The sequence below is a fragment of the Neobacillus sp. DY30 genome, from assembly GCF_030123065.1.
Lineage (GTDB): Bacteria > Bacillota > Bacilli > Bacillales > Cytobacillaceae > Neobacillus.
In genome coordinates, this window is the sequence record NZ_CP126093.1 from 5068547 (window position 1) to 5085269 (window position 16723).

Annotated in this window: 18 protein-coding genes; 5 read left to right on the forward strand and 13 right to left on the reverse strand. The window is 38.5% G+C overall.

The features are described 5' to 3' along the window. Nucleotides 1–2: 2 nt before the first annotated feature. From QNH29_RS25045 to QNH29_RS25060, 4 genes are all read right to left on the reverse strand, one after another. The gene (locus tag QNH29_RS25045; RefSeq protein WP_283861977.1) at nucleotides 3–1268 is read right to left on the reverse strand and encodes a S8 family serine peptidase; all 1266 of its coding nucleotides are present in this window, start codon (nucleotides 1266–1268) and stop codon (nucleotides 3–5) included. A 203-nt stretch (nucleotides 1269–1471) separates the two neighbouring features. Continuing rightward, complete coding sequence (locus tag QNH29_RS25050; RefSeq protein WP_283861978.1) at nucleotides 1472–2410, reverse strand: magnesium transporter CorA family protein; 939 nt, start codon at nucleotides 2408–2410, stop codon at nucleotides 1472–1474. A gap of 205 nt (nucleotides 2411–2615) precedes the next feature. Next, nucleotides 2616–3500: a cation diffusion facilitator family transporter gene (locus tag QNH29_RS25055; protein WP_283861979.1), complete on the reverse strand. Its 885-nt coding sequence runs from the start codon at nucleotides 3498–3500 to the stop codon at nucleotides 2616–2618. A 31-nt stretch (nucleotides 3501–3531) separates the two neighbouring features. After that, nucleotides 3532–3669 (reverse strand): hypothetical protein, encoded by a 138-nt coding sequence (locus QNH29_RS25060; RefSeq protein ID WP_283861980.1) that lies wholly within the window; start codon nucleotides 3667–3669, stop codon nucleotides 3532–3534. Nucleotides 3670–3758: 89 nt separating this feature from the next. On the opposite strand from QNH29_RS25060, the gene QNH29_RS25065 reads away from it, so the two are divergent. Further along, nucleotides 3759–3977 (forward strand): YozQ family protein, encoded by a 219-nt coding sequence (locus QNH29_RS25065; protein ID WP_283861981.1) that lies wholly within the window; start codon nucleotides 3759–3761, stop codon nucleotides 3975–3977. 287 nt (nucleotides 3978–4264) lie between these two features. Here the strand turns inward: QNH29_RS25065 and QNH29_RS25070 are convergent, their stop codons facing one another. After that, the gene (locus tag QNH29_RS25070) at nucleotides 4265–5020 is read right to left on the reverse strand and encodes a TraR/DksA C4-type zinc finger protein (RefSeq protein WP_283861982.1); all 756 of its coding nucleotides are present in this window, start codon (nucleotides 5018–5020) and stop codon (nucleotides 4265–4267) included. A gap of 227 nt (nucleotides 5021–5247) precedes the next feature. Here QNH29_RS25070 and QNH29_RS25075 point away from each other — a divergent pair, with 227 nt between their 5' ends. Further along, a complete protein-coding gene (locus tag QNH29_RS25075) occupies nucleotides 5248–5421 on the forward strand; it encodes a hypothetical protein (protein WP_283861983.1) in 174 nt (57 codons plus the stop codon). After that, nucleotides 5405–6766, forward strand: a complete 1362-nt coding sequence (locus tag QNH29_RS25080) for an amino acid permease (RefSeq protein WP_283861984.1) — start codon at nucleotides 5405–5407, stop codon at nucleotides 6764–6766. The genes QNH29_RS25075 and QNH29_RS25080 overlap by 17 nt, the downstream gene beginning before the upstream one ends. Nucleotides 6767–6803: 37 nt before the next feature. Here the strand turns inward: QNH29_RS25080 and QNH29_RS25085 are convergent, their stop codons facing one another. The 3 genes from QNH29_RS25085 to QNH29_RS25095 all read right to left on the reverse strand — a co-directional run bounded on the left by QNH29_RS25085 (nucleotide 6804) and on the right by QNH29_RS25095 (nucleotide 10292). Beyond that, the gene (locus QNH29_RS25085; protein ID WP_283861985.1) at nucleotides 6804–7430 is read right to left on the reverse strand and encodes a LysE family transporter; all 627 of its coding nucleotides are present in this window, start codon (nucleotides 7428–7430) and stop codon (nucleotides 6804–6806) included. Nucleotides 7431–7567: 137 nt separating this feature from the next. Beyond that, the gene (locus QNH29_RS25090; protein WP_283861986.1) at nucleotides 7568–8605 is read right to left on the reverse strand and encodes a glycosyltransferase family 2 protein; all 1038 of its coding nucleotides are present in this window, start codon (nucleotides 8603–8605) and stop codon (nucleotides 7568–7570) included. A 19-nt stretch (nucleotides 8606–8624) separates the two neighbouring features. Next, a complete protein-coding gene (locus tag QNH29_RS25095) occupies nucleotides 8625–10292 on the reverse strand; it encodes a DUF6044 family protein (RefSeq protein WP_283861987.1) in 1668 nt (555 codons plus the stop codon). Nucleotides 10293–10466: 174 nt separating this feature from the next. On the opposite strand from QNH29_RS25095, the gene galU reads away from it, so the two are divergent. After that, nucleotides 10467–11348, forward strand: a complete 882-nt coding sequence (gene galU, locus QNH29_RS25100; RefSeq protein WP_283861988.1) for a UTP--glucose-1-phosphate uridylyltransferase GalU — start codon at nucleotides 10467–10469, stop codon at nucleotides 11346–11348. A 37-nt stretch (nucleotides 11349–11385) separates the two neighbouring features. Here galU and QNH29_RS25105 read toward each other — a convergent pair whose 3' ends face one another. From QNH29_RS25105 to QNH29_RS25120, 4 genes are all read right to left on the reverse strand, one after another. Further along, entirely contained in the window at nucleotides 11386–11550 is a 165-nt protein-coding gene (locus QNH29_RS25105) for an aspartyl-phosphate phosphatase Spo0E family protein (RefSeq protein ID WP_283861989.1), read from the reverse strand. Nucleotides 11551–11690: 140 nt separating this feature from the next. Then, a complete protein-coding gene (locus QNH29_RS25110; RefSeq protein ID WP_283861990.1) occupies nucleotides 11691–12095 on the reverse strand; it encodes a YugN-like family protein in 405 nt (134 codons plus the stop codon). Nucleotides 12096–12339: 244 nt separating this feature from the next. Beyond that, complete coding sequence (locus QNH29_RS25115; protein ID WP_283861991.1) at nucleotides 12340–13686, reverse strand: glucose-6-phosphate isomerase; 1347 nt, start codon at nucleotides 13684–13686, stop codon at nucleotides 12340–12342. 171 nt (nucleotides 13687–13857) lie between these two features. After that, nucleotides 13858–15021 carry an iron-containing alcohol dehydrogenase gene (locus tag QNH29_RS25120; protein WP_283861992.1) on the reverse strand — a complete coding sequence of 388 codons (1164 nt, stop codon included), beginning with the start codon at nucleotides 15019–15021 and terminating at the stop codon, nucleotides 13858–13860. Nucleotides 15022–15150: 129 nt separating this feature from the next. On the opposite strand from QNH29_RS25120, the gene QNH29_RS25125 reads away from it, so the two are divergent. Beyond that, the gene (locus QNH29_RS25125) at nucleotides 15151–15381 is read left to right on the forward strand and encodes a DUF378 domain-containing protein (protein ID WP_034674139.1); all 231 of its coding nucleotides are present in this window, start codon (nucleotides 15151–15153) and stop codon (nucleotides 15379–15381) included. Nucleotides 15382–15416: 35 nt separating this feature from the next. Here QNH29_RS25125 and QNH29_RS25130 read toward each other — a convergent pair whose 3' ends face one another. Then, the gene (locus QNH29_RS25130; RefSeq protein WP_283861993.1) at nucleotides 15417–16703 is read right to left on the reverse strand and encodes a Glu/Leu/Phe/Val family dehydrogenase; all 1287 of its coding nucleotides are present in this window, start codon (nucleotides 16701–16703) and stop codon (nucleotides 15417–15419) included. Between the last annotated feature and the right edge of the window lie 20 nt (nucleotides 16704–16723).

A 16723-nucleotide genomic window follows, 5' to 3' on the forward strand; every position in this document is an offset into this window, starting at 1 on the left:
TATTATCTTACTCTAGGAAAACCAAATCCAGAAGCATAATCATCACCAGTTGTTGCCCCTGTCCCACCTTTAATATCATAAAGTTTTGCACGGTTTTGAAGCTCTTGTCGAAGCTGTGTGTGTGACATTGAAGGACTTTCAGCCCAAATTTTAGCAGCTAAACCTGATACATGTGGTGTCGCCATTGACGTTCCACTAATTGTGTTGTATGAACCATCATGCCATGTAGATTCAATTGCTCTTCCAGGGGCAGAGACCTCCACATCACGTTCTTGAATGATATAATCACCATCTGTATTCGGATTTCCTCGAGAAGAGAAATCAGCGACACGATATGTACCGTTTTGCTGAACATTTTCTAATGCAGCGACTGCCACAGCATTGACTAATGCTCCCGGATATCCGATTGTATTGCTTGATGGGCCATCATTTCCAGCAGCTGCGATAATTAATACTCCTTTACCATAAGCATAATCTACTGCGTTTGAAATAAGGGTGTCTTTTACGCTGGAACCTAGCGACATTGAAATGATAACTTTAGAACCTGTTCTGCCTGCTTCATCTGCAGCCAAACGAATAGCTGAAGCAATATCATCTGAATAGCCAGAGCCACGGTTATTTAACACCTTGTATGCCCAAAGATCTGCTTCTGGTGCTACACCATATATTCCTTGTCCAGTGCTGCCGCCATCAGCAAGTACTGTACCAGCTACATGCGTTCCATGACCATTACCATCAGAGCAGCTTCCATCAACAAGAGGCGTTTTAGCTTGGGTAAAATCCTTACATTGCTCGACTCTACTTGTTAAATCGGCATGACTAGTATTTGCACCAGTATCAAGGACTGCTACTTTTATCCCATTGCCTCCAGAGGTTGACTGAATAGCGGAATCATTATATATGGCTTGAATTCCCCATGGTGTTTGATCGCTCGGTTCAGAATTGGTGGAACCACCTGGCTTTGCTGCAGCTTCTTTGTTTGGTGCCAGCCGAACTTCTTCTACTTTTTCAATAATTAAATTTTTATTTTTTAATAATGCCTGGTATTGCTTGCTGTTAACAGTTGTGGTGAAACCCTCTGATCCAAAATCCCAGCGTACCCCAACACTCTTCTTAGCCTGAGCTCTTTCCGCGGATGGTCCTTGAATGATAACGCGCAAAGACTCATCCTGACTATTTGGCTGCTGACCAAAGGCACCTGTCGCAAACATGGATACCCCCATTATCAAGCTAAGTACTGACGCTCCTATTACTTTTCTCTTTTTCATCCACATTCTCCCCTACTATTAAACTCCAGGCCTGTACCTGTTTCTCTATTTTATTTTGAATTTTCAGAATAAAGAAATGAAAAATGACCTAGAAAAGTTGGGAAATTTTTTAACTCTATTAAAATCCGTTCGGAAAAATTATGTTGGTTCACCTATCTAAAAAAGAGCATAAAAAACCGTCACTTAGTAGTGACGGTTTTAGGTTAGAAGTATTTCTTTTTCCAAAAAATTAATGCCGTTAAAGTTGATAAGATACATGCAACAGTTATGGAAATCCAGAAAGCATGTGGACTATTTTGCAGCGGCAGATCAACATTCATGCCGTAAAAACTAAACACAATTGTAGGAAATGAAAGAATAATTGTGAATGATGTTAAAAATTTCATAACAATATTTACGTTATTAGAAATAATAGAAGCGAATGCGTCCATCATCCCGCTAAGGATAGAACTGTATGTCTCAGCCATTTCAATGGCCTGAATTTTTTCAATCATTACATCTTCAAGTAGATCCTTGTCTTCCTCATACATTTTAATATAACTAAAACGAAGAATTTTATCTAATACCACTTTATTGGATTTTAGGGAGGTAGTGAAATAGACAAGGCTTTTTTCTAAAGCGAGAAATGCATATAATTCCTTGTTTTTCATCGATTGATGAAGTTCCCGCTCAATTTCATTTGTTCGTTTATTAATTTGTTTTAGATAACGAAGATAATAGGATGTAATGATAGCGAGAATTTGCAGAGCAAAACGGTTCTTTTTAAAAGTATAAAACTCTTTTATTTTATTATTCTTAAAAACTTCTAAAATTGGCGTATCCTTTAATGAAACAGTAAGAATACATTCGTCCGTTAAAACAATCCCAATTGGTATAGTTTCATAAATCGGAAATCCTGCATCATCGTGTGTAATATAAGGATAATCCACAATAATATAAACCTGGCCGTCTTCACGTTCAATTCTCGGGCGTTCTTCATCATCAAGGGCGTCTCTTATAAAGTCAACATAGATGTTAGCTTCATCAGCAACCCTGTTAATTTCTTCTTCGGTTGGGGCATACATATTAACCCAGCAGCCTTTTGTAATTTTCTCAACCTGTTCAAGTACTTTTGTTTCTGTGCTTTTATAAATCTCCAACATGATAAAACCTCCTCACTTACTATGTTCGAGGAAGCCATACTACCTTCTTAAGAGCTGATATTCCTGAAGAATCCAATTCAAAGATAACGCTGACTTCCCCCATACTACTTGGGTCAGGGTCTATTGCATAACTCAAAAATATCAACTCCTTAACAATTAATTACTTCATAATCATAAACCCAAAGTCAAAAAAGCACAAACAAGATTATTCTGGAAAATAGGGATTTAAGTGAATTAATACTTCTTCAATGTTGTCGTACCTCTCCATTAATCTCCCCTTGATTAACTTTGCAAGGTCATGGCCCTCCTTAATGGTTTTAAAATGATCAATCGATATCCTGAGATCAACCAAAATATAATGGCCATGTTCCCTTGCTCTAATTCGATCAATCCTCTTTACCTCTTGGAATTCATTCACTACATTAATGTATCCCTGCAGCGTCCCGGCGTCAATGTTCCTTTCGAGTAAGATATCAAAAGCTTCCATTAACATTTCTTTCGATATTTTAAAGATTAAGTACGCTACAAATATACTTGCTGCTTTATCACCATAATGGAGGAATAGAATATCGAGACGGTGCCCAATGATCGAAAGGAGAACCCCTATAGCAGCAGCAATCGAAGCTACAATATCTGCTTTATGGTCAAAGGCAATTGCTTCTATTGCCTTACTATTATGTTCGTTGGCCACCTTTAATGATGAACGGTACAAAATAACTTTTGTTATGTAAGAAATAATCGCTACCCACATGGCTAAGAAACTCGGTGTTTCTACTTCATGGAAGAAGCCCATAATCCCCTCATATACAACGTATATCGAAACGAAAAAAAGTAAAATCCCTACAATCCCTGATACAATGACCTCTGCCTTTCCATGGCCATAAGGGTGCTCATTATCAGCTGGTTTATTCGCAATTTTGATCACCATGAGCACAATTACGGACGCGAAAACATCCGCTGCAGAATGGATACCGTCTGCAAAAACCGCATCACTATTTCCATACCAGCCGATAAATAGTTTTCCTAATGTTAATATAATATTACTAATCACGCTGATCCACGCAATTTTCTTAGCTAGAGATTCCCTCATCTTTCAAGTCCACCTCAAAACAGTTCTTTTTCTATATCTGATTATTTCCATTAACCTCCCTTTTCATTTCTTCCTCTTCTTCTTCTACTGTAATCCTGTTAATCGCGTCATGAAGAAAATGAAATGCCTCATCCAATTCTTCCCTTGATGGATATTTATCTTTGTTCATATAAATCATCTCCTGATATTTTGTGAGTAATCCTCGATTAATAAGTAGAAAATACGGTTGTACCAATTTTATTAAAAGGAGTGTGCAGCATGGATAAAAAAAATAATGCCACAAACAGTACTGATCTCGCTGGACGTATTTACGAAACAAGTGATTATCAAAAGAACGATATTCTAGCTACTGGCCTTTCGACAACCCATGAACAGGCTAGTGACAGCTATATGCAGGGTGAAATAGATCCATCTACTGATGATGACCTAAACGCTAAAGATCTACCGATTGCACAGAAACCATACCGAAACAAATGAAATGCGTAAGCGCCTTGCCCAGGGGCGACAGGCATAAGACGAGCCGACAAGAAGGTTGGTTTTTACCTTCTTGTTGGATTGTCAGAAATGTGGAGGCGACTGCCCTGGGACGAAGGCATAAGACGAACCCTGCAAGAAGGCGCTCTTTGCCTTCTTTCAGGGGATGGCTTATGACTCGAGTCCCAAGGAGCCGAAACTAGACAAGCTTATGACCCCGAGCCCCTAGGCGCTGAAGCTAGACAGATAAAAATCAGGAAAACAGCTTTCAAAACGAAAGCTGTTTTCTTTTACTTATCGTCATCTACATAAGGATCATGTTCATAGGCTGGTAAGTCTCCAAAGCTTGTCATGATTCCTTCCTCATCAAGTGACTGTTCATACCGTTCGTGTTGTGAGTTTGGATATACAGTAATATTGTTACCATACATATCATTTCCAACAAAGTTCTCAAAATCCTCTACATACCCCTCATTTTCATCCGGTTCATTGTTAACATCGTTATAATGCTCTTGAGGAAAAGCCAAATCCGAAGGTGTATCGGATGTTCCCCATTGAGATACAATCTGCCAGGAATCTTCCGCATCAAAGGCAACATTCTCATCTTTCGAATCCATGTCAAATTTTCCAAACGGCGGCATTAACACACCTTCTTCAATGGGACGATCATGGGAAACAACTTGGTCTGGACTGTGCTCCTTACAATAGGTGGTGTTCGGCAGGGCCTCTAATCGTTCAAAAGAAATTTCTTTCCCGCATACCTCACACATGCCATATTTCCCATTCTCCATCGCCTCTAGTGCTTTATTGATATTTCTAAGCTGCAAGTCTGTATGCTGATTTAATGCAATATCTTTTTCACGTTCGTATAAATCTGTTCCTTCATCTGCTGGGTGATTATCATAACTTGATAACTCCCCCATCGATTCATGATAATGCCCTCTTTCGAAACCATAGTGATCATTTTGCTCGAGACGTTCTTCAATTTCCTCTTTTTCCTTAAGTAATTGCAAACGGAACCCAGCAAGCTGCTCTGTCGTTAACATATTGATAACCCCTTTCAAGGTTTATTGCCTTCCTTTTTCGCCAATTATATATATTTAACTTTGTCTAGTACCTTTTTATTTTCATTGATTTAGGCCATGATTATGTAATTAATTTCTTGATTCCAACAAAATCCTAAATTACTCTGAGGAACTTACTGAATAAGTTTTTTCTGAGCGTGTATCTTAACAGATAGAAAGATATTAGTAAAGTAATGAGGGGGATATATATGGTAAATGAAAATTTTAATAAATTTAGAAAAGAACAGCAGGAGCATCAAAGCGTATATTTAGGCGGTGCCAATCGCCAGCATGGTAAGAATGATCCCGAATATAATAATCAGGAAATTACAGATAAATCGGTAGGAGCTGCTGGGAGAAGCAATAATGGGAAAAACGAGTAGCGGTGCTAAAGAAAAAGGCAATATGAAGTGGTGGCAGCTTACATTATTTGGGATAGGCTGTACAATCGGTACGGGATTCTTTCTAGGGTCAAGTATTGCCATAAAAATGACAGGACCAGCCATACTAATTGCTTTCGTACTTGCAGCTGCTGGAACCTACTTTGTATTTGATGCACTAGCAAAAATGACTGCACAAGAACCTCTAAAAGGCGGTTTTCGTTCCTACGCGAAAAAAGCTTTCGGCAGATGGGCTGGTTTTAGCAGCGGATGGGTCTACTGGATGTCAGAAGTGTTAATTATGGGGAGTCAAATGACTGCACTTTCTATTTTTTCGCGCTTTTGGTTTCCAAAGGTTCCACTTTGGGTATTTGCTGGATTTTATGCTCTCCTAGGACTTGTTGTAGTTCTAATTGGTGTCAGCATTCTCAATAAACTAGAAAATGTTCTAGCTATACTAAAAATCGCCGCCATCCTAATGTTCGTTATAATTGCTTTACTGGCAATATTCGGAGTAATTGACGGGGATCGACCGATTCAATATCCTGACAGCCAAAAAGACCTAATTCCTCATGGTGTTTTAGGGTTATGGTCAGGTGTTATTTTTGCCTTTTATGCTTTTGGAGGAATTGAAATATTAGGATTAATGGCTACACAGTTAAAGGATCCTAAGGAAGCTCCAAAGGCTGGAAAAGTAATGTTATTTACCCTTATGATTATCTACATGCTATCAATCGGTCTGGCTGTCTTAATGGTACCTTGGAATCAATTTAATGGCGATAAAAGTCCTTTTGTTAACGCTTTAGATAATTATAATTTAACGTTTATTCCCCATCTTTTTAATGGGGCATTAATTATTGCCGGATTTTCAACCATGGTTGCCTCCCTATTTGCGGTTACCAGCATACTTGTTACACTTTCAGAAGAAGGGGATGCCCCTGGATTATTTTGCAAGCAGGGAAAATTAAAGGTTCCAATCCCTACTTTGCTAATTACAGTATTAGGAATATCCGCATCAATTGTCTGCGCATTATTAATGCCAGGTCATGTATATGAATACATAACCACTGCTGCTGGGCTTATGCTGCTCTACAATTGGATTTTTATTTTAGCTTCATCGTGGAAACTGTTAGAGGTGACAGCGAAGGATAAAATAAAATATTCTTTAGGTATACTATTCATTTTAATTGCAGTAAGCGGTACCTTATTCCATGGCACGAGCAGACCAGGCTTCTTCATCAGCTTAGCATTCGTTGGTGTTATTGGGTGCATAACGGTGATTATGAATCTCAAATGGAGAAAGAAAAAGAAAAAAGGCAAGGTATTTAGCCCTTGGCCTACCGCTTAAAGGATGATTGCCAGCGTTTTCTATGCTGGCTTTTTTGTTATCCAAATAATACATTGACCGCTTGATACCCAAAGTAAACACCAAATCCAATCAGTGATACTCCTGATAAAATTGATATCCCTACTAGCAGCTGAGAGGTTAAATATTTACGAAAATTACTTGCAATACCTGCCATGGTGATATCCCATAGCAGTAATCCAATAAAGATGGCACTGCTATAAATAATTAATTGACTGGTTTCATAAGTCGCAGCGGTTTTGGCAAGGACAGAGCCGTAAATACCGAGCCAAAATAAAATGGTCAACGGATTGGATATCGACATAAAAAATCCAGATAAAAAGGACTTTACTAACGGTTCATCTTTTCTATTATCACCTATTTTAAGCTTATTTGCTGATAGCAGGGTCTCAATTCCTGTATAAATCAAAACAAAGCAGCCAAATAACCACAAAAAGGTTTTCATAAAAGGAGTTTCCAAAAAGTGAACAACCCCTAAATAAACAACCAGCATATATACACCATCAGCTACAACGGCCCCTACCCCAATAAGCCATGAATGCATAAAACCATGTCTAATTCCCTTATCAATTTGAGCTGCATTGATTGGACCAATCGGAGCAGCTAGTGATAGTCCTAGTAAAATATAACTCAAAAATACATTCATCCTAATCTCTCCCTAAGTCAAAATAGAAGCCTGTCTTTCAATTTCTATTCAGAAAGGAGAGTTTGTACCACTTTTATTTCAAAAAAGAAGAGCCTTCTTAAATTAAGAAAGCTCTTTAAGAGATTATACAAAAGGAGTTAGTTTGACTCAGACATTTTTCTATGGTCAATTTTAAAGAATTCCTCTTCTTCACTATCCCTAATTAAATAATGACGAGGAGCTGGCAAAGAAAAGGTATCTATATCAATGATAAATTTTGGCCGGTGCTTTGATTCTTTATAGATCTTTCCAACATACTCCCCAATTAAACCTATTGCAATCAGCTGTAATCCCCCAATCAGCCAGATCGAAGTAATCAGTGAAGTCCAGCCTGTCTGGGTCTCCCCTATAGCTTTTAACATTAAGAAGTATACGCCAAATAGCATGCTTAGGAAAAAGGAAATAAACCCGATAAACATTACAAACCGAATTGGCGACACTGAAAAGGATGTTATTCCATCAAAAGCAAACGCAAGCATTTTTTTTAATGGGTATTTCGTTTCACCTGCTTGTCTTTCTTTACGGTCATAATACACGACATCAGAACGAAATCCAAGGAGTGGAACAATTCCGCGTAAAAAAAGATTTACCTCCTTAAATCCTTCTAATTCCGTTAATGCCCTTTTACTCATTAAACGAAAATCCGCATGGTTATAAACAAGGTCTACACCCATTTTTTTCATGATCTTATAAAAAGCTTGAGCCGTGCTCCTTTTAAAAAAGGTATCACTATCTCTGCGCTTACGAACGCCATACACAATTTCATTTCCTTGATTATACTTAAGGATAAATTCCCGAATAACCTGAATGTCATCCTGTAAGTCGGCATCAATTGAGACAACACAATCAGACGCGTCCTTTGCAGCAAACAAACCTGCTAATAACGCGTTTTGGTGCCCCACATTTCTTGATAATTTTAAACCTCGTATACGTTCATTTCTTAATCCTTCTTTATAAATCATTTCCCAGGTCCGGTCCTTACTCCCGTCATCAACAAACAATATTCTTGTTCGGTTGGAAACGAGCTGTTCGTCTATTAACTGTTTCACGAGCTGGTCGAGCTGATTCATCGTTTCAGGTAATACTTCTTCTTCATTATAACAAGGCACCACAATCGTCAGGACAGGTTCAATCATCCGTTATAACCCCCGATGTTTACAAAGTCTTGTATAAATAAATTTTCCAAGCAGCGTTTTTTGATTCAAAAATTTTATCCAGTTTTAGTTGATTTTGCTCGGAATTAGTAATAGGCAGTGCGGAGAGTATGTATTCACCACCCATTTCTTTAAATATCGTTGTATTTAGCTGCAGATCTTTTAATTTCCGTCTGGAATCCTTTTTTATCATATATTTTTTGCCGAGCTGTGCCGTAAAAATGTAACAGCGGCCTCCCCATTGATCAAAATATTTACGAATGGTTTTATTCTTCTTCAACTCTGCCTCTATTATTTTTCTAAACTGATGTTTATAAGATAACGGATAAAAATTATTATAAGTATCCAATGTGTAGAAGCCATTATACTGAGATATGGCAGGATGGATTCCAATACTAGCCACCCGGTAATTTTTTTGGTCTTGACCGATGTGTTCTTTTATCTCTGTAAATAATTCCTCTGCATAAAATTCTCTTACTGTTGGTTTTTTGTGATAGATAATCTCATCATTAAATAAACAAAGCAGGAGAATCTGTGCGATGGCAAACCATTTGGCAGTACTCGCCCAGCTTCGCCCTTGAAGCGAAAGGATTTTTAATGATAGTGCAAATCCAGCATAAATGACCATAGGTCTTAAAAAGTGATAGCGGGCAAAATTAAAAGTGTCCATAAAATGGAATTTCTTTGTTAAAGGCAGCCAGCCTTTATAAAACCAAAAGGCATACCAAAGTGATAACAAAAAATTCAATCCAAATAAAAAGACAAACACCTTTTCTTGTTTCCAAAGTTTTTTTGAATAGACAAAGTAAAGGGCTATAAACATTACGGGTAGAATAAAAAGCCCGTGTACTGTCATTACATGTGTATGTCCTAAAACATAATTTTTAAAGGTCAGTCTGATTACTCTCCATAGTGGCAGGGAAGCGTGAAAATATTCATCACGGCTGTTTGGTTCCGTCGAAAATAAAAAGGAACTGACTAATCGATATTCAACCAGCATAAAAATGCAAGTCATATAAGCAATAGATAAAAAGAAACGAAGATTCCATCCTTTTCCTCTAAGAACATCCGTGATCCAAAAGATCCCCATTGCGCTTAAGAAAAAGAAAAAACCTAAGACAATACTTGCGTAAAAAGGAATTAACGTAAGGACAATATAATCCTTTTTCGATCCTTCTCCATTTCGGATATTAAGAAAAGCCCAAAGTGCGAGCGGCATTCCTAACGTACTAAGCATGCCCGATGGCCAAAACGGGGTTAAGGCAAATGCCAGCGATACACCCACTTGCAGGAAGGCCCATCTTTTATCAGGCAGTAAATGCTTTTTTAACAGTAAATACATTCCTATAAATGCTACTACCCTTGTCAAAGCCTGACTGAGACCATAAGCAATCATGGTTGGAAATAACGCATAAAGCCATACAATGATACTGAATTCCGTTCCAAATGCATTTCTTGGCACCCCGTTTATAATTTGGGGAATCACCGCATTAACCTCTCCAAACATTTGTCCGCTCTTGGCTAGGACTTTATACCATGCTAAATTCGAATCCAAGTTATCATGAACACGTATATGAGCATTTTCTTGGAGAATAAAGAGTGGGGAAAGATATATTGTTAGAATTAGCACAGCAAAAAGGATCCGTCGTTGCTCTTTTTTCTTATCCATGAACACTCATTACACCTCGTAAGCCTTCTTCTCTTGTTTAATAAAGTTCGCATCTGGGATGGAAATTATTCCTTTTAATCAAATGTTTCCCTAATTCCTGCCGACTACTAAAAATATCCTTATTAGCATAGGATTAAATGAGTCTCGACTTTATGAGGAAGAGGGGGTACAAAGATGATTAAAAAAGCTGTTATTCCTGCTGCTGGGTTGGGGACTCGATTTCTTCCTGCGACTAAGGCACAGCCAAAGGAAATGCTGCCAATCGTTGATAAACCGACGATACAATATATTATGGAGGAAGCCGTTCTTTCCGGTATTGAAGATGTAATTATTGTTACTGGCAAAAATAAGAGGGCAATAGAAGATCATTTCGATAAGTCTTCAGAGTTAGAAATGCAATTAAAAACCAGCGGGAAAATAAAAATGCTGAAGGTTGTCCAAAAAATTTCTAATCTTGCTGACATACACTATGTCCGCCAAAAAGAACCCTTAGGATTGGGTCATGCCATATTATGTGCAAAGAAATTTATTGGTAATGAACCTTTTGCCGTTCTACTTGGGGATGATGTTATTGACAGTGAAACACCTGCTTTGAGACAAATGATTGAAAAATATAATGAGGTACAGTCAAGTATTCTCGGCTGTAAAGAAGTTCCGCAAGAGGACGTAACGAAGTACGGAATAGTTGATTATTCCTATCCATATAAGGACATGTATAGGGTTCAAAGTCTCATAGAAAAACCGCCTATTAACCAAGCACCCTCTACCCAGGCCATTGTAGGGAGATATATATTAACTCCGACTATTTTTGAAATGTTAGAACGCAGTAAACCCGATTCAAAAGGAGAAATTCAACTAACTGAGGCCATTGATCATCTCTTGTCACGTGAACCTATTTTTTCCTATTTGATTAGAGGTAACCGCTATGATGTTGGCGATAAATTTGGATTTTTACAGGCTTCCATCGACTTTGCTTTAAAACGGCCCGAACTAAGGATGAAACTGAAACAATATTTACTAGAGACATTAAATAAAGTTGAAAGCAATCAAAACTAAAAATACCTTCCTTATTAGAAGGTATTTTTGTATGGTTTTAGTGTCTTAACTGTCTATTTTCATAAACATTCAAAAGAAGGTCAAGCCTTTGGCTGCATTGAACAACATTTGGGTTCGAATATCCAAATTGTCGTGCTAAATCAATCATTTCAGTCCTTGTTTTTTCAATATCAGACAACAAATAGTTCATGCTTGTCTCCATGGGCGCAACCTCTTTTCGTGTTTATAACATATTTATATTATTAACCTTAATTTAAGTAATTTTTGACTATAAAACAAGTAGTCCCTATAAAAATAATTGTAACTTTTGTGAACATTATTCTAGTACAATGTTCCCATCGCTCATAAGGTTTGGTCAGAACTTAATATGGATTCAAGCTCTTTGACAAGGACCTTTCCTGTTTCAATATATTGTTCAGGAAAACTGGCATCTTTATCAACGGGTTCGGAGAACTGATTTAAGGTGCCAGCGCTGACCTGATCATCTAGACCGATTTGATACTTATGAGACAATAGGAACGGTCTTCCTAGCACAACTGTACAGTTGTGGGCGTCTAACTGACCATCAATGGCGGTAAACGGCAGCCTTAAAAACTGATAGCCCACTTCATCATTTATTTTGTAATCAAAGGCACCGTGATCGTAATCCCAGTTACCGCCGATTGAATATCCGATTGGTTTTAGCATTTGTTCGAGCTTATACAAATCAAACTGCTTACCTTCTATGCTAGATGGTAATTCAATCATAATACAGCCCCCTTTTCATGATTATTTATTAGTTTTCCCAAAAAATATAAAATAGAGTACTGATTTTTTTCAGTACTCTACTTTTTTAATTTGGTCTGTTAATTTCCGTTCCAGGCACTTCGCTTTCCGCGGGCGGTCCGGGGAGCCTCCTCGGCGCTTATGCGCCTGTGGGGTCTCCCCTGCCCCGTCCTCCCGCAGGAGTCTTCGTGCCTTCCACTCCAATTAACAGAGTGCTAAAAATAAATTACAATCTTTTTTCTAGTTCAGCTTTCTTTTCTTCGAATCCTGGCTTTCCTAATAATGCGAACATGTTTACTTTGTAAGCTTCAACGCCTGGCTGGTCGAATGGATTTACTCCTAGAAGGTAACCGCTCATCGCACAAGCTTTTTCAAAGAAATAGACTAGGTAGCCAAATGTGTATTCGTCCATTTCAGGAATAGATACGATTAAGTTTGGTACTCCTCCATCTGTATGTGCAAGCATTGTTCCCTGGAATGCTTTATTGTTTACAAAGTCTACGGATTGTCCTGCAAGATAATTTAAACCGTCTAAATCACTTTCTGCCTCTTCAATCGTCAATTCATAACGTGGTTTTTCTACCTTAATGACGGTTTCGAATAGATCACGGCGACCTTCTTGTACATATTGTCCTAAAGAATGTAAATCAGTTGAGAAGTTAGCGGAAGAAGGGTAAATACCTTTTTGGTCTTTTCCTTCACTTTCTCCAAATAATTGCTTCCACCATTCTGAAAAGTACTGAAGTCCAGGCTCATAATTGATTAGCATTTCAATGGTTTTCCCTTTATTATAAAGCGCGTTTCTTACAGCAGCATATTGGTAGGCCTGATTTTCTTCGAGCTCAGAAGTGCTGTATTCTTCTTGAGCTTTAGCTGCCCCCTGCATCATTTTATCAATGTCAGCACCACTCACAGCAATTGGCAGTAACCCAACCGCAGTTAATACAGAGTATCGGCCGCCGATATCATCTGCAATAACAAATGACTCATAACCTTCTTCTGTAGCTAAGGTTTTCAAAGCTCCTCTTGCCTTGTCAGTAGTAGCATATATTCTCTTACGGGCTTCTTCCACACCGTATTTCTCTTCAAGAAGCTTACGGAAAATTCTAAACGCGATTGCAGGTTCTGTTGTAGTACCTGACTTTGAAATAACATTAATAGAAAAGTCTTTCCCATCTAGGAGGTCCATCACATCTCTCATATAAGTAGAGCTGATGTTGTTTCCGACAAAAATAATTTGCGGCGTTTTACGCTTTTCTTTTGGCAGTGCATTGTAGAAGCTGTGCTGTAACATTTCAATCGCAGCTCGTGCTCCTAAGTAGGAACCGCCAATTCCAATTACTAGAAGGACATCTGAATCTGACTTAATTTTTTCTGCAGATTTCTTAATGCGTGAGAACTCTTCTTTATCATAGTTTGTAGGAAGGTCAATCCAGCCTAAAAAGTCACTTCCAGCACCTGTTGCTTCGTGCAGGGAATGATGTGCTACCTTTACGGCATCGCGTAAATATGTAATTTCATGCTCTGCAAAGAAGGTTAACGCTTTTGAGTAATCAAAACGTATGTGTGTCATGTATGTAATCCTCCAATAAATTTATTTTCTATTCTCACTTTAACGAATGCTGGACAGATTATCAAGAAGGGCATCCCCTTGTAAGCGTACCCATTTTCGCCATTTTTTTTACATTCATCAGATTTTGTCGAAAAAAAGAAACGAACACAAATAAGTGCCCGTTTCTATTAATTAAAGTGACTCGCGGTAGATGGTTAATACGTCTTCTCTGTTTAGTTTTGTAAAGTTTCCGAATTCACCATAGACCATTGCTCTGTCTGCCATTAATTCTAGTTTGCTGTCATCGATGTTATAGTCTGCTAAACGGGAAGGTGCACCAATGCTATTCCAATATTCTCGCAGTTTTTGGATACCTTCCAGTCCAGTCTCCTCCGCAGTTTTACCTTCTGGGTCGACCCCAAAGACTCTTACAGCGAGCTGTTGAAAACGTTCTGGTTTAACCTTTAGATTATGTTTCATCCAGTGTGGGAATAAAATTGCAAGCCCTCCGCCGTGAGGAATGTCATAGACCGCTGAAACGGCATGTTCAAGATTATGGGTAGCCCAATCACCACGGTAGCCCATATTTAAAATACCATTTAACGCCATAGTTCCGCTGTAAAGGATTGTAGCACGATGTTCATAGCTTTCTAAATCCTCTAGAAGTTTAGGTGCAGTTTCCATAACGGTAATAAGTAAAGATTCACACATACGATCTTGGAATAATGTATTTTCTTCCAAATGGAAGTAGTGCTCTAAAACATGTGACATCATATCCACAATTCCATAAATGGTTTGATCCCGTGGAACAGAAAAAGTATGTACAGGATCCAAAATCGAGAATTTTGGAAAAGTAAAAGGACTTCCCCATCCATATTTTTCATTTGTCTCCCAATTGGTAATGACAGACCCTGAATTCATTTCTGAACCAGTGGCCGCTAATGTAAGAACTGTTCCAAACGGAAGTGCCTCAGTAACTGCGGCTTTTCTAGTAACCAAGTCCCACGCATCGCCGTCATATTTTGCGCCAGCTGCAATTAACTTCGTACAGTCAATGACACTGCCGCCGCCAACAGCTAAAAGTACATCTATTCCCTCGTATTTACAAATATCTATTCCCTTACGAGCTGTTGTAATCCGGGGATTCGGTTCAACTCCAGGTAATTCAAACACTTGTGCGCCGATTTCATTTAATAAGTTGATGACCTTATCATAAAGACCGCTCCGCTTTATGCTGCCACCGCCATAAACCACAAGTACTTTCTTTCCATAATGAGGAATTTCAGATTTTAACTGTTCAAGTTGTCCTGTACCAAAAATTAATTTGGTTGGATTCCAAAACGTAAAATTTTGCATGAGATGCACATCCTTTCCACATCCCATTATTATTGAAAAAAAAATATTTTGCAAAGGTTAAACAGATGAATATTTTAACTTAATATCAGCAAGCTATTATTGAAAGTATATTGATAGGAGGAATGTACCTTGAGTACTATTCAAAGAATTGCTCTAATCCTTACAATTATTGGTGCAATTAATTGGGGATTAATTGGTTTTTTTGGATTTAATTTGGTTGAGGCCATATTTGGCGATAATTCAGCACTATCCAGAATTATCTATGGCTTAGTAGGAATCGCCGGTCTTATTAACCTAGGCCTTCTATTCAAGCCAAATGAGCAGCATGTTAGAGAGCCGCAAACAGATACTACTAGATAAGAAAAAAATCCTTGCATTTCTTTTGCAAGGATTTTTTATATCCATCCCCTAAACTCAGCACCTTCTACTATTTTTCTCAAACCGACGATATAGGCCGCTGTCCGCAAATTCACTTGGCTGATTTGTGAGATTTCATATATTTTATGAAATGCAGTAATCATTTTTTCACGTAATTTGATTGTTACTTCTTCGTCATCCCAGTAATAACCCTGCTTGTTTTGAACCCATTCAAAATATGAGACGGTAACTCCGCCCGCTCCCGCAAGAACATCGGGAACCAGAAGAATACCCCGCTCTGAAAGAATTCTTGTCGCCTCAATGGTTGTCGGACCATTGGCGGCCTCGACAATAATTTTAGCTCTAATATTTTCAGCATTCTTAGCTGTAATTTGATTGGAAACCGCTGCAGGTACGAGAATATCACATTCCTGTTCAAGCAATTCTTCGTTGGTAATCGTACCATCAAATAGGGAAGTAACGGTACCGAAACTGTCACGGCGGCTTAGTAAATAGTCAATATTTAACCCATCCGGATCATAAAGAGCGCCATAAACATCAGAAATACCAACAATAACAGCTCCAGCTGAATGCATGAATTTTGCAATATAACTGCCTGCATTTCCGAAACCTTGGATAATGATACGTGCCCCTTTAATTGGAAGCCTACGTATTTTAGCAGCTTCTTCGATACAAATGGCCGCACCTAGAGCACCTGCTTCTTCCCTAACTTCAGAACCTCCAAGAACAATCGGCTTTCCCGTTATAAAACCAGGAGAATCGAACTTCCTCAGACAACTGTATTCATCCATCATCCATGCCATGATTTGCGAATTAGTATACATATCGGGTGCCGGAATATCTTTCGTTGGACCAACAATTTGACTGATGGATCGAACATATCCTCGGCTTAGCCGCTCTAGTTCACCAAATGAAAGGGTACGCGGATTACAAAGAACCCCGCCCTTTCCACCGCCAAACGGTAAATCAACAATGCCACATTTCATGCTCATCCACATCGACAATGCCTTTATATCATCGCCATTAATTTTAGGATGAAAGCGAACGCCGCCAATAGTTGGTCCAACTGAATCATTATGCTGTGCCCTATAACCGCTAAAAATTTTAACTGAGCCATCATCCATACGTACTGGAATCCGTACTTGAAGCATCCGTACAGGCTCTCTTAACAACTCAAAAGCAGATTCAGGAAGCCCCATTCTTTGTAATGCATCATGAATAACAATCTGTGTCGATGTAAGTAGATTTAATGTCTCTTTATCGTTCTCACCTACACTATTTGTTATTACATCATTCTTCCCCATTTTGACACCTCAAGTTTTTT